The organism is Yersinia sp. 1252 StPb PI (assembly GCF_048593885.1).
Taxonomy (GTDB): Bacteria; Pseudomonadota; Gammaproteobacteria; order Enterobacterales; family Enterobacteriaceae; genus Yersinia; species Yersinia enterocolitica_E.
The window spans coordinates 49,065-69,447 of record NZ_JAZGQE010000002.1 but is presented as its reverse complement, the minus strand read 5'-3'; the positions used below and the strand labels follow the sequence as shown (position 1 = coordinate 69,447).

Sequence of the window (20,383 nt, the reverse complement as noted above, 5' to 3'; positions counted from 1 at the left end):
TATTGCAGCAACGGATAGATTCTATTTACTGCCGCAACTCTTACTGGCATTAAACTTAATGTTATCAGCCGGAATCAGCGTTTTGTCTGATTGCCCTTCTTCCATCGATGGCCGCACATCAAAATGGCCATTAAGGGTTAAAAATACCGGTTCACCGACCTTTTTACGGACCTTTAAATATCCGGTTTCCAGTGCAATATTATTCTCGACTGGGAAGGTTCGGCCGGTAGCACAATCGGTAAATACGGCGGCATCAGCAAAATACTTATACATACCGCTCAACGGCATCGGCGTTTTGGGTAACGGCTGATCACTCGGGGTAAGCTGATAATTCAATGCTGACTGAATCGCCAATCCTTGTTGGTCGAGCATCACCAGATTTTTACCTACTGGCCGAAAGTAGCGTTTCTCCCCTTGCCCGTTAGTAAGCACCAACTTATCAGCAGTACGCGCCCACTGACCGTATTCAGCAAAGGTTTGATCGCTCTCGTTGTTATCGCCAGCATGAGCAGTGCCACGATAAATTTCCTTCAGGATAAAAGTCCCATCGCTATCAAGGAACAGTGAGGTATCCAAACCACTGCAATCCGCGCAGGGTAATACGCCCTGATAGCTTTGCTGCATAGGTTGTAAAGCCTGTTCAACCGGTTGATGTCGATTGTTGCAACCTAATAATGACAGTGCACCTACTGCCAAAAATAGCGTTATTGTTAATTTTTTCACAGTCATTCTCCCATACTGTGTCCGATATATAAGGAATGAAGCCACATTAGTCACAATGTATAAATCCCAGGCTAAATAATGGCATCACTCCTGATGTATTTTGCCGCGCAGCGCTTTGGTCGCACCTTTGCGGACTTTGCCCTCGACTCGCCTTATTTTTGAGCCTTTGGTCGGTTTTGTCGCCCGACGAGCCTTTTCTACCACCATTGCCTGACGGATTAATGCCACCAGCCGCGCCAATGCCGCTTCGCGATTCATATCCTGGCTGCGGTATTCTTGCGCTTTGATGATAACGACACCCTCTGCCGTCATCAAATGGCTATTTAGCAATAATAACCTTTCTTTATAGTACTCTGGCAGGCTTGAAGCCTTAATGTCAAAGCGCAAATGAATGGCAGTTGAGGTTTTATTGACGTGCTGTCCCCCCGCGCCCTGCGCCCGGATCGCCGTCAACTCAATCTCACTGTCAGGTAGACTGACATAATTAGATATAATCAGCACGCTTATTGCCCGTCGCCTTGCCATTCATCAAAACTAATTTCCAGATTATTCTGAGCATCCGACAACCAAATAGTTCCCTCTTGCAACGTAGCCTGTAACGACATATTACGATTCGCAAGTGCCGCCAACTTGGCCATCTGTTCATCACCCAAGAAGCGCACCCGCAAATTGCGGTGCCCGGATAACTTATCCCGGACTTGTGGCCACCACACCTTAGCTGCGCGTTCGCTGTAGGCATACAGCACCACTTGCTGTGACTGATTACAGGCTTTACGCAGACGTTTCTCCTCTGGTAACCCCAGCTCAACCCACAATTCAATACCGTTATGGTCATTATGACGCCAAATCTCCGGCTCATCGTCAGCGCTCAGACCTTTAGTAAACTGCAAACGCTCATCAGCGTGGCAGATCCATGCGAGTAACCTCAGCATCATACGCTGGTCAGTTTCGGAGGGGTGCTGCGCGATAGTCAGGTTAACATCCTGAAAAAAATTACGATCCATATCCGCAATGTTAACAGCAGCTTTATGGATGGTTGCTTTTAGTGCCATGGGTGACCTCTTAATTATCTGGCGGACAGTGTACTTGATCCAGTCTGCCAGCAGCCAGCCAACCCTGCATAAAGAGAACGATTAGTGGCATCAATGCGAAAAAGAAACCTTGTGCCACACTCTAATATCTCTATCACTCCTGTGCTATAGTCCTTATAAGTTCAGAGTTTATCTTCGTAGGTTGACAGTGTGTCGCTTCCGCTGAGAATCTACTGGGTTAAACTTTTCCAGGAGGATTACTGTGCAGCAATACTGTGAATTAGTACGCCGTTTTTATGCCCAAATTGGAAGTGGCGATCTGGGTTACGTACCAGACGCATTGCGCTGTGTATTGAAAGCATTGGACGAAGTTGCGGCTAACGACGCACTACCGTCCTCCGTTAGGGAACAGGCGGCCTTTGCCGCCGCTAACTTATTGGTGAGCGATTATGTCGATGAGTGAAGAGTATCAACCCATCAATTGTGATGACTACGATAATCTAGAGCTCGCCTGCCAACATCACCTGATACTGACGTTGAAGTTGAGAGGCGGTGAGATCGTAGAAGGTAAAGCCAGCGATCTGCTGCTGAGAAAAAAGGTCGAATACCTGATTATCGAGCAAGAAGGAACAATGCGCGAGTTGCGTCTGGACTATATTGCCAGCTTCAGTCACCCCGAGATAGGGACTGTTGTGGTGAGTGCATCATAGCTTCATCCCATTATATTGATGACGGGCCGCTGAAAAGTGGCCCGTTTTGCATTCAGGGCAGACCAAACCGAATCAAGGTTTTAAACTGGCATAGTAAGCCGCCAAATCAGAGAAATCCTCGTCGGTTAAAGGCGCAACATAAGCCTGCATCACTCCAGCTTGCCCACCAGTTCGCTCCCCTTTTTTATACGCTTTTAATGATTGTTCTAAATACATGGCATTTTGCCCAGCCAGATTAGGATACATCGGCACCGAAACCTTACCTTGTGCACCATGACAAGCCACACAACTGGCAGACTTAACCCGCCCCGCTTCGATATCATTTTTTGCCAACGCCGAGAAACTACTCAATCCCCATAACACCATTATACTGACGACTAATTTCATCATTACTCCTCAAAATAGACTGTTCTGCGTGTTGTTATTTTATTATTCCGCGTTGGCCCAATTTAGGTGCCAACAGGGTTCGCCTTCTTTTGCCTGGCCTGCCTGAGCCACAAACACTCCAGCCGCAGCAATTAATTGTTCGCCAAAGTAGAGTAGCGGAATACGCTCCCGTTGCCACGGCGGTACCCCCAACTCTTGCCAAATCTTTTTGCTATGGCGCGAATGGTGCCGCCCAACAATCTTGATATCACCTTGTAAACCGAAACGGACGCTGATCACCTCGCCGGTTGCCGCAGCCCTGACCGCTTGCCCCCCTTCAGTAATAAAACTCAATACCCCCAGATTGGCAGGTAGAATCAAAGGGCCTGGGGGGATTGCGACATGATTAGGCCCAGCCTCAATGTTGGCCCAAGGTAGATGCCGTATATTTATCTCAGCCAGCGGTGGCAATAGATATAAATATTGCCGGAAGCGGCGAACCTGATGTGCCCCCAAAGTAAGCTGAGGCTCTGCATCTTGCCTTGCCATAGCAACTTCTAACCACAAACGTTGCAGTTGGTTTTGCGATGGCATCACTGCCCCCCATCTAGCCAGCCAACGGCGTAATATCGCCCCCCGTTTGGCTTCTGAGGCCAGTAATAACCCCTCAATAGAAAGCGCGCCATCCGGGCTTTGCAGTTGTTGCAGATTATCTGCCAACAACTCATCCAATAATTGTTCCTGCTCAGCGCACAGACTTGCACTGCGCGCCGTCGCTTGAGCAAAATGCGGCCAGCGCTGATGAAGCAGAGGCAACACACTTAATCGCAAGAAGTTACGATCGAAACGATGGTCCTGATTGCTGTCATCTTCAATCCACCGTAGTTGTTGTGCTTGAGCATAGTTCTCAAGCGTTGCGCGGGAAAAGGCCAACAATGGCCGCAACAACTGGCTATGGGCAAACGGCATTCTGCCTGCCATTGAGGACAGCCCCGCCGGACCACTGCCCCGCTTAAGTGCCAGTAAGAAGGTTTCACACTGGTCATCCAGATGTTGAGCCGTAAGTAGCACTTCATTGGCAGCTAAATGTGAGGAAAATGCCTGATAGCGAGCCGTTCTGGCGGCAGCCTCTATTCCATTGTGTCGCGGATCAATCTTCACTCGCACCACTTCAAGTGGAACTTCCCATTGATCACACTGCTGCTGGCAATGTTTTACCCAACTGTCTGCCAATGGGTTTAATCCGTGATGAATATGAATCGCGCGAACTTTCAGCTCAGGGAGCAATTGTTGGCGCAGGCTAACCAATAAATGCAGTAATACACTGGAATCCAACCCACCACTGAACCCCACCAGCACATGGCGATGATCACCCAATTGCGCGAACAAAGGATTGAGTAACACATTAGGCATAAAGGTGGCTGAGTTCATGTCATTCCAGCGTTATTTCGTATAGCTCCAGAGGTAAACCATCTGGATCAGTAAAGAAAGTAAAACGTGATTGGGTATAGGGATCAATGCGAACCGCTTCGCAAATCACACCGGCGGCCCCCAGTTCACTGACTGCCTGCTCAATATTATCAACCTGAAAAGCCAGGTGACGTAAACCACAAGCCTCTGGGCGGCTAGGCCGTGTTGACGGGGAGGGAAAAGAAAACAACTCAATAATATATTGCCCATTTAAGTCTAAATCAGCTTTCCATGAGTCGCGTTCTTCACGATAGACCTCACTTATCAAGCTGAACCCCAGCACCTCACAGTAGAATTTTTTACTGACCTGATAATCTGAGCCAATGATTGCAATATGATGTATCTGACGTATTGCTAACATGTATTACTCCAGTTTAATCATTTGTCTTCAGCACATTGACCCAATAGCGACCATCATCATCGCGTTTAGCTCCGTGAATGTCGGTTTCAAATCCAGGGTAATGCGCGCCGATGGCACACAGCATCAGCAGGAAGTCCAAGACTGCGCGGCTCTCTTCACTGATCATTTCACCTGGCATAACCAACGGTACCCCCGGCGGATAAGGCAGGATCATATTGGCCACAACTTTGCCTATCAAATCACGCATTTCGCAGGCCGCTATATTACCGCGAATCTGCTGTTGGAACATGTCATACGGCGTGAGTTTCATCTCTGGCAGTACATCAAAGGACTGGCGCATCAAACGGGGCAAGTCGTGTTTACGGATCAATTGGTGGATACCGGCGGCCAACTCCTGAATGCGCATATGGCGGTAAAAATCAGGATCTTCAGCAAACAGATCCGGCAGCATATTTTTAACCCGCAAGTTAAGATCATAAGCGCGTTTAAATTCAGTGAGGCCGCGTAATAAGCTCATCGCCTTAGTTTTATCAATGCCAATACTGAACAGGAACAGCAAATTATATGGCCCGGTTTTCTCTACCACGATGCCGCGTTCATCGAGAAATTTAGCGACTAATGCCGCAGGGATCCCTTCGTCTTCAAGTTCCCCTTCACTGCTCATACCCGGCGTCAGGATGGTCACTTTGATCGGATCCAGATACATATGATCTGCATCTGCATTGCTAAAACCATGCCACTTTTGCCCCGGTTGCAACGGCCAACAGGCTATTTCGTCAATATCTTCTGGCTGCCAGACATCAAAGAACCAGTTGTCACTCTGTGAACGTAAACGGCGAACTTCTTTGCGAAAATGCATCGCACGCTCAATGGAGCGCATAATCATGCGCCTGCCCGGTTTACCACGCATCATTGCTGCGGCAGTTTCCATTGATGCCACAATGCCGTAATTCGGTGAGGTGGTGGTGTGCATCATATAAGCTTCGTTAAAAGTGCCTTCATTGTAATCACCTTTAATATGAATCATCGAAGCTTGAGAGAATGCGGCCAACAATTTATGTGTCGATTGCGTTTCATAGAAAACTTTACCCGCAACCCGTTCCCCGCTCATGCCACTTTTCCCTTCATAGATCTCATGGAAATTGGTATAAGGCACCCAGGCGGAATCAAAGTGAATTGAAGGGACGTCCAGTGTCTGCTTAATATAATCAGTATTATAGAGCAGCCCATCATAGGTCGAGTTCGTTATCACCGCATGCACTGGCCAGCTGGCATTCTTGGTTTGTGCAATTTTCTCAGTAATAGATTCGCGCGTAAATTCGTGCTGCGGGATGCCGCCCAAAATACCGTAAGCATTACGGGCCGGGCACAAATATAGCGGAATGATATTGGTCATCATCAAAAGATGGGTCAGAGACTTATGACAATTACGATCAATCAATACTGTACTGCCCGAGGGGGACGAATACATGCCAATGATTTTATTTGCCGTTGATGTCCCGTTCGTCACCATATAACTCTGCTCAGCATTGAAAGTACGGGCAATATACTCTTCGGCTTCCAGATGCGGGCCACTGTGGTCTAATAGTGATCCGAGTTCAGTCACTGAAATCGACACATCAGCCTTGAGGGTGTTAGCACCAAAGAAATCATAGAATAAGCTGCCTACCGGGCTTTTTTGAAATGCCGTCCCCGCCATATGCCCCGGCGTACAGAAGGTATATTTCCCTTCTTTGACGTAATTAAATAACGCCTTGGTTAGCGGCGGAGTGATGCTATCCATATACTCAGCGGTATATTGTTCAATATGCTGGGCAATATCATCTGCCGCATTTAACGTATATTCAAAGAAATAAAGAGCCATGCGCATTTCATTCAAACTGACATCCAATGAGGAGGTCGTATTGATAAATGCGTAAAGTGGGAGATATTCGTTCAGATCATTAATTTCAGTGCAAAGCTCATTACTGTGCTGGTCCCAATCGAAAATCACACCAATAATCCGCGCATTATGCTCGATCAGTTTAAGCAGATCACCACGATCCTGAGGGTAGATCAACTGAAAACCTTTAGCCAGCAGGGCATCGTTTAACTCACGAATAGGTTCATCTTTGTAGTAAACCCCCATCGGCCCCATGATTGCGATGATATTCATCGGTGAATCCTCATATTGTCCGCCAATTACCTATAACAACATGAAATTAAATTTTTGCCAAAATTATTATGGAGTTAGATATTATTACTCAGAATCTATAAGTAAAAAATCCGGCCCATAATATATGAGCCGGATTTCAATATTTCTCTGCGATGCCCAATAAATCGGGCATGCTTAATCAGCAATAACCGTAATTCATCAGACGCTGATAACGACGATTCAATAATTCTTCGTCATTCAAAACATCCAGATCACTAAGATCAGCCAACAGTTGCGCCTTCAAAGCAGCAGCAATAGTGGTGTAATCACGGTGCGCGCCGCCTAAAGGTTCAGGGATAACCGAGTCAATCATCTTTAATTCTTTCAGACGATGAGCCGTAATACCCATGGCCTCTGCGGCTAACGGTGCTTTATCAGCACTTTTCCACAGAATAGATGCACAGCCCTCTGGGGAGATAACGGAATAGGTGCTGTATTGCAGCATATTCACTTTATCGCCAACACCAATGGCTAATGCGCCGCCTGAGCCACCTTCACCAATAACGGTACAAACGATAGGAACACTCAGACGTGACATCTCACGCAGGTTACGTGCGATGGCTTCAGATTGACCACGCTCTTCTGCGCCAACACCAGGATACGCCCCTGGTGTATCAATGAAAGTAATGATTGGCAGCTTAAAGCGCTCAGCCATCTCCATCAGACGCAGTGCCTTACGATAACCTTCAGGCGCTGGCATACCAAAGTTACGGCGAATTTTTTCTTTGGTTTCACGGCCTTTTTGATGACCAATGATCATCACCGGGCGACCATCCAGACGAGCAATACCACCGACAATAGCTTTGTCGTCGGCATAAGCGCGATCACCCGCCAGTTCTTCGAAATCAGTAAAGATATTAGCGATATAATCCAGGGTATAAGGACGACGAGGGTGGCGTGCCAGTTGGGCAATCTGCCATGCGCCGAGGTCCGAGAAAATTTTCCGCGTCAGCTCAACACTTTTCTCACGCAGACGCTGGACCTCTTCATCCAGATTAATATCTAATTTTTCGTCTTGACGGCTGACTGCAGTCAGCGAGTCAATTTTCGCTTCCAGCTCTGCAATCGGCTGTTCAAAATCAAGAAAATTCAGACTCATAGCATTCCTATTTTAGTCAAATTCCAGTTCCACCTGCTCATTACCTACCAGCGTTCGCAAATCTATCAATAAGCGATCGGTGGGCGTCACGCGCCATGTGGCTCCAAACCGCAGCCGGGCGCGAGCATCTTCCCGTTGGTAATAAAGATGCACTGGGATCGTCCCCGCTCGATGGGGTTCCAACGACTGACGGAGACGGTTCAAAAGCTGGTCATCAATTTGCCTGTCGGTCAGCGATATAGCAAGCCCACGGGCATATTTTTCACGAGCTTCACTGATGTCCATTAACTCACGGGCGGTCATTTTAAGTCCACCACTAAAGTCATCAAAGCTGACCTGTCCAGTGGCTATCAGGATACGGTCTTTTTCCAATAAATGCTGATATTTTTCCAATGCATCGGTGAATAGCATCACCTCCAGACGCCCGGAACGGTCATCCAAAGTACAAATACCAATGCGATTCCCGCGTTTTGTTACCATAACCCTTGCAGCGATTACCAGCCCTACCGCAGTGGTCATTTTGCCCCGATCCGTCGGATGCATATCTTTCAAACGCAGCCCGCCAGCATAACGTTCGATTTCCTTTAGATATTGAGTAATCGGGTGGCCGGTTAGGTATAACCCCAGCGTTTCCCGCTCACCGTCTAAAACAATTTGTTCCTGCCACCGCGGCACATTAGCATAAGATTGCTCAACCTGCTCAGGTGCATCAGCCAATACGCCAAACATATCGGCCTGACCAATGGCCTCTGCTTTCGCATGTTGGTCTGCGGCTTTTAACGCTTCACCTAAGGAGCTCATTAATGCGGCACGGTGCGGCCCCAAACGGTCAAAAGCACCGGACATGATTAACTTTTCTAATATCCGCCGATTCAGCTTTTTCGTATCGACGCGGGCACATAAATCAAACAAATCTTTGAAGTGACCGCCCTCTTTACGTGCCTCCAGTATCGCGTCGATCGGCGCCTCACCAACCCCCTTGATAGCACCAATCCCGTAAACAATTTCACCCTCATCGTTTACATGGAAGTGATACAGGCCACTGTTAATTTCTGGTGGCAGAATCTTCAGCCCCATACGCCAACATTCATCAACCAGACCAACAACTTTATCGGTGTTATCCATATCGGCGGTCATTACCGCAGCCATAAACTCAGCCGGATAATGTGCTTTTAACCACAACGTTTGGTAGGACACCAAAGCATAAGCAGCGGAGTGAGATTTGTTAAAACCATAACCGGCGAACTTCTCTACCAAGTCAAAGATTTTTATCGCCAATTCACCGTCAACGCCCTGACTTTTGGCCCCATCTTCGAATACCGAACGCTGTTTTGCCATCTCTGCTGGGTTTTTCTTACCCATAGCTCGACGCAACATATCCGCGCCGCCAAGGGAGTAGCCAGACAGAACCTGCGCAATCTGCATAACCTGTTCCTGATACAGGATGATGCCATAGGTCGGCTCCAGTACAGGCTTCAGGGATTCATGTTGCCATTCGATATCAGGATAGGACAGTGCTTCACGACCATGTTTACGGTCAATAAAGTTATCTACCATCCCGGATTGCAGCGGACCGGGGCGGAATAATGCCACCAGAGCTATCATATCCTCGAAGCAGTCTGGCTTCAGCCGCTTGATAAGATCCTTCATACCTCGGGATTCAAGCTGGAATACTGCTGTCGTTTCCGAACGTTGCAGCATATCGAAGCTTTGCTTATCTTCCAGCGGAATAGAGGCGATATCTATCGGTTCCAGCCCAGTTTTGGCGCGCTTGGCATTGATCATCTCCAGCGCCCAATTAATGATAGTTAGCGTACGCAAACCGAGGAAGTCGAACTTCACCAGACCGGCATATTCCACATCATTTTTATCGAACTGAGTAACCGGGTTTTTGCCTTCCGCATCACAATATAGCGGTGCAAAATCAGTAATTTTGGTCGGAGCAATAACCACCCCACCGGCGTGTTTCCCAGCGTTACGTGTTACCCCTTCCAGCTTACGCGCCATATCAATCAGCGCCCTAACCTCTTCATCGGCTTCATAAATTTCAGGAAGTTGCGGTTCAGCGGCAAAGGCTTTTTCCAGCGTCATTCCAGGATCTGGTGGCACCAATTTTGAGATACGATCGACAAAACCATAAGGGTGGCCCAGCACGCGGCCCACATCGCGGATAACCGCTTTGGCAGCCATCGTACCGAAGGTAATAATCTGAGAAACCGCATCGCGGCCATACATCTCGGCCACATGTTCAATCACCAGATCACGTTTCTCCATACAGAAGTCAACGTCGAAGTCGGGCATTGATACACGTTCAGGGTTGAGAAAACGTTCGAACAGCAGGTCAAATTCCAGCGGATCCAGATCGGTAATCTTGAGCGCATATGCCACCAGAGAGCCTGCACCTGAGCCTCGCCCTGGCCCTACCGGAACACCATTATCTTTAGACCACTGGATAAATTCCATTACTATCAAGAAGTAACCAGGGAATCCCATCTGGTTGATAACTTTTAGCTCAATATCGAGCCGCTCGTCATACTCTGGCCGTTTTTGCGCCCGCACTTGCGAGTCGGGGAAGAGGAATTCTAACCGCTCTTCCAAACCTTGCTTTGATTTTTCTACCAAAAAATCTTCCGTGCTCATCTCACCGGTAGGGAACTGCGGTAGAAAGTATTCCCCAAGGCGGATGGTGACGTTACAACGTTTGGCTATTTCAACACTGTTGAGCAGCGCTTCAGGAATATCCGCGAACAGCTCACACATCTGTTCTTCATCGCGCATAAACTGCTGAGGACTATAATTTTTAGGCCGCTTAGGATCAACCAATGTAAAACCGTCATGAATAGCAACGCGGATCTCATGGGCGTCAAAGTCAGACTCAACAATAAAACGCACATCATTGGTCGCAACAACGGGCAGCCCACGATCAGTCGCTAGCGCGACTGCCGCATGAAGATAGTTCTCTTCGTCTGGCCGACCGGTACGGATTAGCTCCAAATAGTAACTGTCAGGGAAATGCTCTTGATAAAACTCAAGACACTGATCAACCTGAGTCTGATTGCCGCGCAGCATAAACTTGCCGACATCCCCCATCCGGCCACCGGATAGCAGAATCAGCCCCTCTTTATGCTTGATCAGCCAATCGCGATCAATTATCGGACCAGCTGCGCCATAACCACGTTGATAAGCTTCGGAGATCAATAAGGTAAGGTTTTGATAACCTTCATTATTGCGTGCCAACACAGTAAGGTGAGCCAACTCATCACCCAAGATTTCACTTTGCACGTAGAAATCTGCACCAATGATGGGTTTAATCCCAGCACCGTGGGCGCTACCGTAGAATTTCACCAAACCACAAAGGTTAGTGAAGTCAGTAATGGCCAGAGCGGGCATACCTAATGCAGCAGCTCTCTTCACCAAGGGTCCAATCTTGGCTAATCCATCGATCATGGAGTAATCGCTGTGAACACGCAGGTGGACAAAACGAGGTTCGGCCATATCCAGATACCAGAAATTAGTGGATTGAATCACACCCGCAGAACAGAGTGTCTGAGGGCATCATAACTATGAGTGTCTTTCAGCGACAATACCGGCTTATATCAGCCCTAACACGCGCTTAACCGGGCCAAAGCTGCGCCGATGGTGCTCAGTTGCGCCAAGTGCCGCCAGCCGCTCCAGGTGGAATGCTGTCGGGTAGCCTTTGTGCTGCGCAAAACCATACTCGGGGAAAATGAGATCCAGTTCAGTCATTTCACGATCACGGGTCACTTTAGCCAGAATAGAGGCGGCACTGATCTCTGCAACTCGGCTGTCCCCTTTTACAACGGCTAATGACGGCATCGCCAGTTTTGGACAGCGATTACCATCAATCAACACATAATCGGGTGTGATATGCAATCCTGCTACTGCTCTTTGCATTGCCAGCATTGTTGCATGCAATATATTTAGGTGATCAATCTCTTCTGGCTCAGCGCGACCAAGGCTCCAGGACAGGGCCTTATCCGTAATTTCGTCATAAAGTGACAGACGCCGCTTCTCACTCAGTTTTTTCGAGTCTGCCAAACCGACAATTGGCCGTGTCGGATCGAGAATAACCGCCGCAGTGACAACAGCCCCCACTAATGGGCCACGGCCAACTTCATCCACACCGGCAATCAAATTCGCCTGCGGGTATATAAAAATATCTGTCATCGACCTGCTAACTCCAATACCGCCTGTGCTGCCTGTTCATCCGCGCCACAACGGATGCTCTGATGCAAAATCAGGAAACGTTCTTTTAACGCCTCAACTGCACTACCACCTTGTAATAGCGGTAACAATGCATCGGCTAATGTTTGTGGTTGGCACTCTTGCTGCAACAATTCTGTCACTAGCTCTTCGCCTGCCAACAGATTCGGTAATGAGACATAAGGTGTTTTAACTAATCGTTCTGCTAACCAGAAAGTGAAGGGTTTCATACGATAACCGACCACCATGGGGCATTTAGCCAACATGCATTCCAACGCCGCAGTACCCGAGGCGAGCAAGGTAGCATCACTGGCAATCATCGCCACCCGGGCATTGCCATCTAATAAATGGACGGATAAGTCAGGGGCAATTTCAGCTTTAATTCGTTCAAACTGCTCACGACGCTTGCTGTTAACCAATGGAACCAGCACTTCCAGCTCAGGCAGTTGTTGCCTCAAGATGGCTGCAGTACGCAGAAAATCGGCACTGAGCATTTCCACTTCTGAATGGCGACTACCCGGCAACAGGGCCAGACATGGCGCATGTAGCGCAATCCCCAATTCTGTTCTTGCCGCTTGCTTATCAGGGATTAAAGGCATGGCATCAGCCATGGTATGACCAATAAAGCGACATGGAACATTGAAACGATCATAAAACGCTTTTTCAAAAGGAAGAAAAGCCAACACCATATCGGTCGCTTTACCAATTTTGAAAACGCGTTTTTGTCGCCAGGCCCAAACAGAGGGGCTGACATAATGAATGGTTCGGATGCCACGCTGTTTCAAACGCCCTTCGAGGGTGATATTGAAATCAGGCGCATCGATACCCACGAAAACATCTGGGGAGAGTTCACTAAAGCGTTGGGTCAGATCTTTGCGGATCTTGAGTAACCGTGGCAAGCGTTCTAATACTTCAACAACGCCCATCACTGCCAACTCTTCCATCTCATACCAGGCTTCACATCCCTCAGCTTGCATCAGCGGCCCAGCAACACCAACAAAGCGGGCATCGGGAACCTGAGCTTTCAGCGCACGAATCAACCCAGCGCCTAAGATGTCGCCAGAAGTTTCTCCGGCTACTAAACCGATAGTTAAAGGACGCCCGGTATTCGACGGACAATCAACAGCTAATGGGCTATTTTGCATAAGTTAGCGAATAATGCCGCGAGTAGAGCGCGCAAAGAAATCACTGAATGCCTTAACCGCCGGAACCTGCTCCGCCAATTCGGCAATTTCTGGTTTCACTTCATCCAGCGTCCGACCACTGCGGTACAACAACTTGTAAGCATTACGGATCGCATGAAGTGATTCTTTGTCAAAACCGCGACGTTTTAACCCTTCAATATTGATACCAAATGGTGTTGCATGGTTGCCCTGAGCAATGACATAAGGAGGCACATCCTGAGCAACGCCTGAACAACCGCCCACCATCACATGCGCACCAATCACGCAGAATTGATGGATAGCCGTCATTCCGCCAATGATGGCAAAATCGTCAATTTCCACATGACCACCCAAAGTTGCATTGTTCGCAAGAATGCAACGATCACCAATGATACAGTCATGGGCGATATGGGCATTAATCATCAGCAAATTGTCGCTGCCTACTTTAGTTAATCCACCACCTTGAACCGTACCACGGTGGATAGATACGCTTTCACGGATACGGTTACGTGAACCGATCTCAACGCGAGTAGGCTCGCCTGCATATTTCAGATCCTGATTCGCCTCACCAATGGAGGCAAATTGGTAAATCTGATTGTCACAGCCAATCTTGGTTACACCATTAACGACGACATGGGATTTCAGTTCCGTGCCAGCGCCAATTTCCACCTGAGATCCGACAAAGCAGAAGGGGCCAATACGAACGCCGGCACCAATAATGGCACCTTCTTCGACGATAGAACTTGGATGGATAATGGCGGTTTTGTCAATCACGTATCAGGACTCCTTAACTGCGGGTTCGACAACAACAGACTTTGCAACAACAGCTTCTGCTGGTGGGGTTACTGGCCTGCTACGAGCACACATCATCGTGGCAGTACAGACGATTTCACCATCGACTTTCGCAACACCAGTAAAACGGGTCAGACCACGGCGTTCTTTAACGAACTGAACTTCCATGATCATTTGATCACCAGGCACTACCGGACGTTTGAAGCGAGCTTCATCAATACCAGCAAAATAATAAAGTTCACCCGGCTCAAGTTTACCGCGGCTTTTAAATGCCAGGATACCGGTCGCCTGCGCCATCGCCTCTAAAATCAGCACGCCTGGGAAGATAGGTTTACCCGGGAAATGGCCTTGGAAAAATGGCTCGTTGAAAGAGACGTTCTTCACTGCACGCAGAAATTTTCCTTCTTCGAAATCAAGGACACGATCTACCAGCAAGAACGGAAAACGGTGCGGGAGTAGATCCAAAATCTCTTCAATATGCAGAGTATGAGTGTCAGTAGTCAAAATACTCTTCCTGTCTAAAAAACTAATGCTATCAACAACACGGCCTGCACTGCCCCAAAAGGGAGGCATTAGGCAGGCCGCAAATTAGGAACTCTGTATACCCTTCGAACTTGACGCAACAACGGCGTAACTGCACGTATTTACCTGAATCACTTGACCACATAAGTTCATCAAGATTGATTTATTTTGTCAGGCTGCGACACCAATTTCTTTAAGTATCTACTTTTGGCATCACTTGCCAATAAGCTTAATTATTGACTCAGAGTATCGGTCTTGAGTGACTACTCTTTATCGATTTTACGCTCAATAGCTTTTAAGCGTTTATTAATTCCATCGATATTCATCACTAAAGCAGCGGTCTTGCGCCAAACTTTATTTGGTTGTAACGGAATGCCGGAGGAGTATAACCCAGGTTCAGTGATTGGGCGCATCACCATTCCCATTCCGGTGATTGTGACTTTGTCACAAATCTCCATATGACCATTGATCACACTCGCGCCGCCTATCATACAATAGCGGCCAACTTTCAGACTACCTGCCATGATAACACCACCCGCAACTGCGGTATTGTCGCCAATCACAACGTTATGTGCAATCTGACATTGGTTATCAATGATGACGCCATTACCAATAATGGTATTATCTAATGCGCCACGGTCAATCGTGGTACAAGCGCCAATCTCAACACGGTCACCAATATGCACTGAACCGAGCTGTGGAATTTTTATCCAATTACCACGATCATTTGCATAACCAAAACCATCTGCACCAATGACCGTACCGGATTGAATCAGGCAGTTCTGCCCGATAACAACTTCATGATAAACGGAAACATTGGCCCACAAACGGCTACCAGCACCAATGTGAGTATTCTTGCCAATAAAGCAGCCAGCACCGATAACCACATTATCGCCTAGCACAACACCGGACTCTATCACTGCATTTGCACCGATAGAAACCTTCTCTCCCAACGTTACCAGTGGAGCGATAACTGCACTCGGTGCAATATCCTGGGCCGGTTGAGGTGTGGTATCCATTATCTGAGCCATGCGTGCATAGGTTAAATACGGATTTTTAACCACTAGAGCTGCAGATTTACAGAAAGGTAAGTCAGCCTCAGTCAATACCACCGCACCTGCATTACAAGTAGCGAGTTGTTCTTGATAGCGGCTATTTGACAAAAACGTGATTTGCGAAGGCTCGGCGGAATGCATAGAAGCGATGCCGGTGATGACGAGTGAGCCATCACCGTACACCTGTGCATCCAACTGCTGAGCTAAATCAGCCAGTCGAATTGAAGGCATGTTTTATTTAACCTGTTTCAGCACGTCAGCAGTGATATCTTTAGAAGGGTCTGCATATGCAACAGCATTTGCATCAATCACCACATCATAACCACCTTTGCTAGCAACAGATTTAACAGCATCCTGAATACGGCTCAGAATTTTGTTACGCTCTTCCATCTGACGACGGCGATTATCTTGCTCAAAAGCCTGGGCTTTAGTAGAGAAAGTTTCACGCTGTTTCATTACGTCGCTTTCCAGCTTGGTACGATCACTGGCTTTCATGGTAGAACCGTCACGTTGCAGCTTCTGCATTTTAGTTTGCAGGTCGCGCTCCATTCCTTGCAGTTCGGTTGCACGGCCTTTGAATTCATTCTCCAGCTGCTTAGCTACGGTTTCACGCGCAGGTAATTGTTGGAAAATGCTGGAAACGTTAACAATAGCAATCTTGTCAGCGGCTTGAACGCTGGCAGAAGCTGCCAATGCTAAACCAAGACCTGCGGCACACAACCACTTTTTCACTATAAACTCCTTACCATTACCCGTTTGTGTCAGAGACACTTTGAAGTGCACTTAATACTGAATAGTGCCTAAAATAGCGCCAAACTCACTAGCGCTACCTTAGGTTATTTCAACTACCAGTGCTGTCTTTAAAATTCAGAACTACTTTGCCAATCAATTACCAAGTCTTACCAATGTTAAACTGGAATTGCTCTGACTTATCACCTTCGTAATCTTTAACCGGTTTAGCATATGAGAACACTAATGGACCCAATGGCGACATCCATTGTAATGACACACCGGCAGACACACGAATATTACTCGCCTTACTGTAATCAGGTACACCAGCAGCACGCGTCAGTGCGGTATTTTCCCAATTAGTATCCCATACAGTACCTGAGTCAATGAAGAAGGAGGTCCGTACAGAGTTTGAGTATTTTTCACTGATAAACGGCGTCGGTGTAATCAGTTCTAAACTGGCCACCGCCATCGCGTTACCACCAACCGCATCGGTTGAATCTCTGATGGTCCCATTAGCATTATAGTATGCCGCTTTAGGACCGATATTATTTGATCGGAAACCACGGACAGTACTGGAACCACCGGCATAGAAGTTCTCATAGAATGGCATCTCTTTCGAACCGATACCGTCGCCATAACCCAAGCGACCACGGCCTAAGAGCACCCATGAATGATCTTCATCTAACGGTTGGTAAGCAGATGTATCGAAAGTGATTTTATAGAACTCGTTATCAGAGCCAGGTACCGTCACTTTGGTATTAACTGATGATTTAACCCCTGACGTTGGGAAGAAACCACGGTCAAGGTTGTTATAAGTCCAACCCAGATTCAGTGTGAAGTCATCCGCTGTGAAGCTGGCACGATCAGTCAGATTAGGATCTTGACCAACAGAGTCAAGATATCGCCACATCGCGACTTGTGGTTCCATGTCAGACAGGGAGTTATGGACGTAACCTAAACCAACCCGTAATGAGTTATTCTCATTAATTGGGAAGCCTAAAGTACCGTCAATACCGTAACTGCTGTTGGTATAGCCAGACAGGTCTGCGTTATCTGCTTTAAAATCATTATAGAAGATACGCCCGCCCAGACTTACACCATCAACGGTGAAGTAAGGGTCAGTTAAGGTAAATTCAGCATAAGTCTGATAGTCGTTCTTCGTACCATTAATACCGACGGTATTACCAGTACCCAACCAGTTATCTTGCTGAACCCCAACCTGGAAGCTGACACCACTTTCTGTGCCGTAACCAATACCAAAGTTTAAACTACCGGTATTGCGTTCCTTGACTTTATAAGTGACATCGACCTGATCAGCAGTTCCTGGAACACGTTGAGTTTCAACATCAACGGTTTCGAAATAGCCCAGACGGTTTAAACGTTCTTTGCCCGCTTCGACCTGATCATTACCCAACCATGCACCTTCCATCTGGCGCATTTCACGGCGCAATACGGAGTCTTTACTGGTGTCATTACCTTCGAAACGAACATTGCGGACATAGAAACGGTTACCCGCATCTACGTTGATATGCAGTTTGACTGTTTTATCAGCATCGTTAATTTCTGGTTGAGAGACCACACGCGGATAAGCATAACCATAGCGGCCCAACATCTTCTTGATGTCTTCTTCAATGCGTGTGACTTTACTGCCGTTATACAATTCACCCGGCTCAATCGCTGCCAGCTTATCAGCTTCAGATTGGTGCCCTGCAAGATTACCGCTCACAACAACGCTATTAAGCTTGTATTGATCGCCTTCGGTAATGTTGATGGTGATATAGATGCCTTTTTTATCTGGCGTCAAACTCACCTGAGTAGAATCGATATTAAATCGGGCATAACCGCGATCTAAGTAGAAGCTGCGCAAGATTTCGAGATCACCGGCGAGCTTCTGCTTCTGATATTTACGATCACCAACCACGTTCCACCATGGCACTTCATCACGCAATTGGAAGCGTGAGATAAGCTCATCAGTTGTGAAACTGTGGTTACCTACGATGTTAATCTGCTGAATTTTTGCAGAGACACCTTCGGTAAAGACCAGTTTGATATCAACACGATTACGCGGTAGCGGTGTAACAACAGCCTTCACTGAAGCGCTGTATTTACCCACACTGTAGTAGAAGTCTTCGAGTCCTTTTTCAATGCTGGATATAGTGGTACGGTCCAGGGCTTCGCCAACCCGGACGCCAGAGGCTTCCAGATTCTGCTTAAGCATGTCATCTTTCACCGCTTTGTTACCGGAGAAAGTGATGCTGGCAATCGTTGGGCGTTCTTTGACTTGAACAATCAGCGTATCACCATCGCGCAGGACACGAACGTCCTCGAAGTTGCCTGTAGCAAACAACGCACGGATAGTTTTACCGATGTCATCATCACTGACGGTATCGCCTACGCGAACCGGCATATTAAGTAACGCCGCACCGACGGCGACCCGTTGCAGGCCTTCGAAATGAATATCTTTCACTACGAACCCGTCTGCACCGTATACGGTGGCGCTGCCAAACAGCAGCGACGCTATGAGCAACTTTTTCATCGCCATCGTTGTTATGCGTTCTTCCTAACCTATCCCCAGCCGTTAAAGACGGGAGAAATCATTGAAAAGTGCAAGCCCCATTAATAACACCAGCAAAATCGAGCCGATGCGATAACTGAAGTCCTGTACTCGCTCAGAAACCGGCCCACCCTTCAGCTTTTCTATCGCCAGGAAGAGCAGATGTCCACCATCTAATACCGGTAACGGGAACAAATTGATAATCCCTAAGTTGACACTGATTAGTGCCAAAAACATCAGGTAATACACCAATCCGTACTCAGCTGAAACCCCAGCGCCTTGTGCAATAGATATCGGGCCACTCAAGTTATTCAGTTTAACATCACCAGTAATCAGTTTACCCAACATGCCTACCGTCAACCGCATCAACTGCCAGGTTTTATCCCCAGCTTGGTAGAGTGCCGTAAACGGGCCATATTGGCGAATCGTTCTATATTCATCCGGAAGCGGTATAACTTTCGGCACTACACCCGCAAAACCTTCATTGCGGTTTTCTCCAACCGATTTTGTATCTGGTATCAAGGTTAAAGACAAGGGGGTACCACCCCTTTCAATATCTAACACCAGTGGCTTACCGGGGTTATCACGAACCTGTAAAACAAATGTTTGCCAACGATCCAGTGGCTGACCACCAACTTTAACTATCCTATCCCCTGCTTGTAAACCTGCCTTTTGTGCCGCAGACCCGGTTTGAACTTCAGCCAAGACAGATTCAATCTGCGGGCCTCGTGGAATAATACCCAACGCCACGACAGGATCTTGCTTATCAGGCTCGAACTGCCACTGTTGCAGATCCAGTGTCTTTTGCACCACATTAGCAGAACCAAATGGTGCCACACCCACCTGTGTTTGTTTATCACCGATTTTGCCGACGAGGGCCAAACGAACAGAATCCCAGTCAGGCGTTTCGATACCATCTACAGACTTAAGTTCCATTCCTGGAGAAATATTGGCTTGTGCAGCAATGGATTGTGGCGAAATGTCACCCACTACCGGGCGCACACTTGGCACACCAATGATAAACACCAGCCAGTAAGCAATGACAGCAAAAAGGAAGTTGGCAATAGGGCCCGCGCTGACGATTGCCGCGCGTTGCAAAACAGTTTTATTATTAAAAGATTGATGACGAAGCTCAGGAGCAACAGCTTCAACACGCTCATCTAGCATCTTAACATAGCCGCCCAGCGGGATAAGGGCGATAACATACTCGGTACCTTGACGATCCGTCCGACGCCACAGCGCTTTACCAAAACCAATCGAAAAGCGTTCGACACGGACACCACAGCGCCGCGCCACCCAAAAGTGACCGAACTCATGCACTGTAATTAAGATCCCCAGTGCGATAATAAACGCGGCCAGGCTCCAGAGTATGCTCATCATATTCCCT

The 20,383-nt window shown here is 47.7% G+C and carries 19 protein-coding genes; 2 read left to right on the top strand and 17 right to left on the bottom strand.

Annotated features, from left to right (window positions below; genetic code table 11):
- Positions 1–21: 21 nt before the first annotated feature.
- From nlpE to V2A85_RS00740, 3 genes are all read right to left on the bottom strand, one after another.
- A complete protein-coding gene (gene nlpE / locus V2A85_RS00750; protein ID WP_420070732.1) occupies positions 22–723 on the bottom strand; it encodes an envelope stress response activation lipoprotein NlpE in 702 nt (233 codons plus the stop codon).
- A gap of 84 nt (positions 724–807) precedes the next feature.
- On the bottom strand, positions 808–1,224 hold the full coding sequence (gene arfB / locus V2A85_RS00745; protein WP_372559755.1) for an alternative ribosome rescue aminoacyl-tRNA hydrolase ArfB: 417 nt from the start codon (positions 1,222–1,224) through the stop codon (positions 808–810).
- Between the two features lie 2 nt (positions 1,225–1,226).
- The gene (locus V2A85_RS00740) at positions 1,227–1,775 is read right to left on the bottom strand and encodes a YaeQ family protein (protein WP_372559756.1); all 549 of its coding nucleotides are present in this window, start codon (positions 1,773–1,775) and stop codon (positions 1,227–1,229) included.
- Between the two features lie 241 nt (positions 1,776–2,016).
- Here V2A85_RS00740 and V2A85_RS00735 point away from each other — a divergent pair, with 241 nt between their 5' ends.
- Both V2A85_RS00735 and rof read left to right on the top strand, forming a co-directional pair.
- On the top strand, positions 2,017–2,217 hold the full coding sequence (locus V2A85_RS00735; protein WP_005185672.1) for a YaeP family protein: 201 nt from the start codon (positions 2,017–2,019) through the stop codon (positions 2,215–2,217).
- On the top strand, positions 2,204–2,464 hold the full coding sequence (rof, locus tag V2A85_RS00730) for a Rho-binding antiterminator (protein WP_083162954.1): 261 nt from the start codon (positions 2,204–2,206) through the stop codon (positions 2,462–2,464). The genes V2A85_RS00735 and rof overlap by 14 nt, the downstream gene beginning before the upstream one ends.
- A gap of 72 nt (positions 2,465–2,536) precedes the next feature.
- On the opposite strand, the gene V2A85_RS00725 is transcribed toward rof, so the two are convergent.
- The 14 genes from V2A85_RS00725 to rseP all read right to left on the bottom strand — a co-directional run bounded on the left by V2A85_RS00725 (position 2,537) and on the right by rseP (position 20,376).
- Positions 2,537–2,854: a c-type cytochrome gene (locus V2A85_RS00725; protein ID WP_420070731.1), complete on the bottom strand. Its 318-nt coding sequence runs from the start codon at positions 2,852–2,854 to the stop codon at positions 2,537–2,539.
- Between the two features lie 39 nt (positions 2,855–2,893).
- The gene (tilS, locus tag V2A85_RS00720) at positions 2,894–4,261 is read right to left on the bottom strand and encodes a tRNA lysidine(34) synthetase TilS (protein ID WP_372559758.1); all 1,368 of its coding nucleotides are present in this window, start codon (positions 4,259–4,261) and stop codon (positions 2,894–2,896) included.
- 1 nt (position 4,262) lies between these two features.
- The gene (locus V2A85_RS00715) at positions 4,263–4,661 is read right to left on the bottom strand and encodes a VOC family protein (protein WP_420070730.1); all 399 of its coding nucleotides are present in this window, start codon (positions 4,659–4,661) and stop codon (positions 4,263–4,265) included.
- A 13-nt stretch (positions 4,662–4,674) separates the two neighbouring features.
- Positions 4,675–6,816 carry a lysine decarboxylase LdcC gene (locus V2A85_RS00710; protein ID WP_372559760.1) on the bottom strand — a complete coding sequence of 714 codons (2,142 nt, stop codon included), beginning with the start codon at positions 6,814–6,816 and terminating at the stop codon, positions 4,675–4,677.
- Between the two features lie 178 nt (positions 6,817–6,994).
- Entirely contained in the window at positions 6,995–7,954 is a 960-nt protein-coding gene (gene accA, locus V2A85_RS00705) for an acetyl-CoA carboxylase carboxyl transferase subunit alpha (RefSeq protein WP_372559761.1), read from the bottom strand.
- 12 nt (positions 7,955–7,966) lie between these two features.
- Entirely contained in the window at positions 7,967–11,449 is a 3,483-nt protein-coding gene (gene dnaE / locus V2A85_RS00700; RefSeq protein ID WP_372559762.1) for a DNA polymerase III subunit alpha, read from the bottom strand.
- Between the two features lie 96 nt (positions 11,450–11,545).
- A complete protein-coding gene (rnhB, locus tag V2A85_RS00695) occupies positions 11,546–12,142 on the bottom strand; it encodes a ribonuclease HII (protein ID WP_372559763.1) in 597 nt (198 codons plus the stop codon).
- Positions 12,139–13,323, bottom strand: coding sequence for a lipid-A-disaccharide synthase (gene lpxB, locus V2A85_RS00690; RefSeq protein WP_420070729.1), 1,185 nt, complete (start codon positions 13,321–13,323; stop codon positions 12,139–12,141). The genes rnhB and lpxB overlap by 4 nt, the downstream gene beginning before the upstream one ends.
- 3 nt (positions 13,324–13,326) lie before the next feature.
- Positions 13,327–14,115 carry an acyl-ACP--UDP-N-acetylglucosamine O-acyltransferase gene (gene lpxA / locus V2A85_RS00685; protein ID WP_083162935.1) on the bottom strand — a complete coding sequence of 263 codons (789 nt, stop codon included), beginning with the start codon at positions 14,113–14,115 and terminating at the stop codon, positions 13,327–13,329.
- A 3-nt stretch (positions 14,116–14,118) separates the two neighbouring features.
- Positions 14,119–14,637 carry a 3-hydroxyacyl-ACP dehydratase FabZ gene (fabZ, locus tag V2A85_RS00680; protein WP_083164110.1) on the bottom strand — a complete coding sequence of 173 codons (519 nt, stop codon included), beginning with the start codon at positions 14,635–14,637 and terminating at the stop codon, positions 14,119–14,121.
- A 281-nt stretch (positions 14,638–14,918) separates the two neighbouring features.
- A complete protein-coding gene (gene lpxD / locus V2A85_RS00675; RefSeq protein WP_372559764.1) occupies positions 14,919–15,941 on the bottom strand; it encodes a UDP-3-O-(3-hydroxymyristoyl)glucosamine N-acyltransferase in 1,023 nt (340 codons plus the stop codon).
- A 3-nt stretch (positions 15,942–15,944) separates the two neighbouring features.
- Positions 15,945–16,442 carry a molecular chaperone Skp gene (gene skp, locus V2A85_RS00670; protein WP_032820361.1) on the bottom strand — a complete coding sequence of 166 codons (498 nt, stop codon included), beginning with the start codon at positions 16,440–16,442 and terminating at the stop codon, positions 15,945–15,947.
- A 157-nt stretch (positions 16,443–16,599) separates the two neighbouring features.
- The gene (gene bamA, locus V2A85_RS00665; protein WP_372559765.1) at positions 16,600–18,984 is read right to left on the bottom strand and encodes an outer membrane protein assembly factor BamA; all 2,385 of its coding nucleotides are present in this window, start codon (positions 18,982–18,984) and stop codon (positions 16,600–16,602) included.
- A gap of 36 nt (positions 18,985–19,020) precedes the next feature.
- Entirely contained in the window at positions 19,021–20,376 is a 1,356-nt protein-coding gene (gene rseP, locus V2A85_RS00660; RefSeq protein WP_083162929.1) for a sigma E protease regulator RseP, read from the bottom strand.
- Between the last annotated feature and the right edge of the window lie 7 nt (positions 20,377–20,383).

Excerpts from the sequence above, each read along its gene's own strand:
- V2A85_RS00740 (WP_372559756.1), bottom strand. The coding sequence starts at position 1,775 with ATGGCACTAAAAGCAACCATCCATAAAGCTGCTGTTAACATTGCGGAT.
- rof (WP_083162954.1), top strand. The coding sequence starts at position 2,204 with ATGTCGATGAGTGAAGAGTATCAACCCATCAATTGTGATGACTACGAT.
- V2A85_RS00725 (WP_420070731.1), bottom strand. The coding sequence starts at position 2,854 with ATGATGAAATTAGTCGTCAGTATAATGGTGTTATGGGGATTGAGTAGT.
- tilS (WP_372559758.1), bottom strand. The coding sequence starts at position 4,261 with ATGAACTCAGCCACCTTTATGCCTAATGTGTTACTCAATCCTTTGTTC.
- V2A85_RS00715 (WP_420070730.1), bottom strand. The coding sequence starts at position 4,661 with ATGTTAGCAATACGTCAGATACATCATATTGCAATCATTGGCTCAGAT.
- V2A85_RS00710 (WP_372559760.1), bottom strand. The coding sequence starts at position 6,816 with ATGAATATCATCGCAATCATGGGGCCGATGGGGGTTTACTACAAAGAT.
- accA (WP_372559761.1), bottom strand. The coding sequence starts at position 7,954 with ATGAGTCTGAATTTTCTTGATTTTGAACAGCCGATTGCAGAGCTGGAA.
- dnaE (WP_372559762.1), bottom strand. The coding sequence starts at position 11,449 with ATGGCCGAACCTCGTTTTGTCCACCTGCGTGTTCACAGCGATTACTCC.
- rnhB (WP_372559763.1), bottom strand. The coding sequence starts at position 12,142 with ATGACAGATATTTTTATATACCCGCAGGCGAATTTGATTGCCGGTGTG.
- lpxB (WP_420070729.1), bottom strand. The coding sequence starts at position 13,323 with ATGCAAAATAGCCCATTAGCTGTTGATTGTCCGTCGAATACCGGGCGT.
- lpxD (WP_372559764.1), bottom strand. The coding sequence starts at position 15,941 with ATGCCTTCAATTCGACTGGCTGATTTAGCTCAGCAGTTGGATGCACAG.
- bamA (WP_372559765.1), bottom strand. The coding sequence starts at position 18,984 with ATGGCGATGAAAAAGTTGCTCATAGCGTCGCTGCTGTTTGGCAGCGCC.
- rseP (WP_083162929.1), bottom strand. The coding sequence starts at position 20,376 with ATGATGAGCATACTCTGGAGCCTGGCCGCGTTTATTATCGCACTGGGG.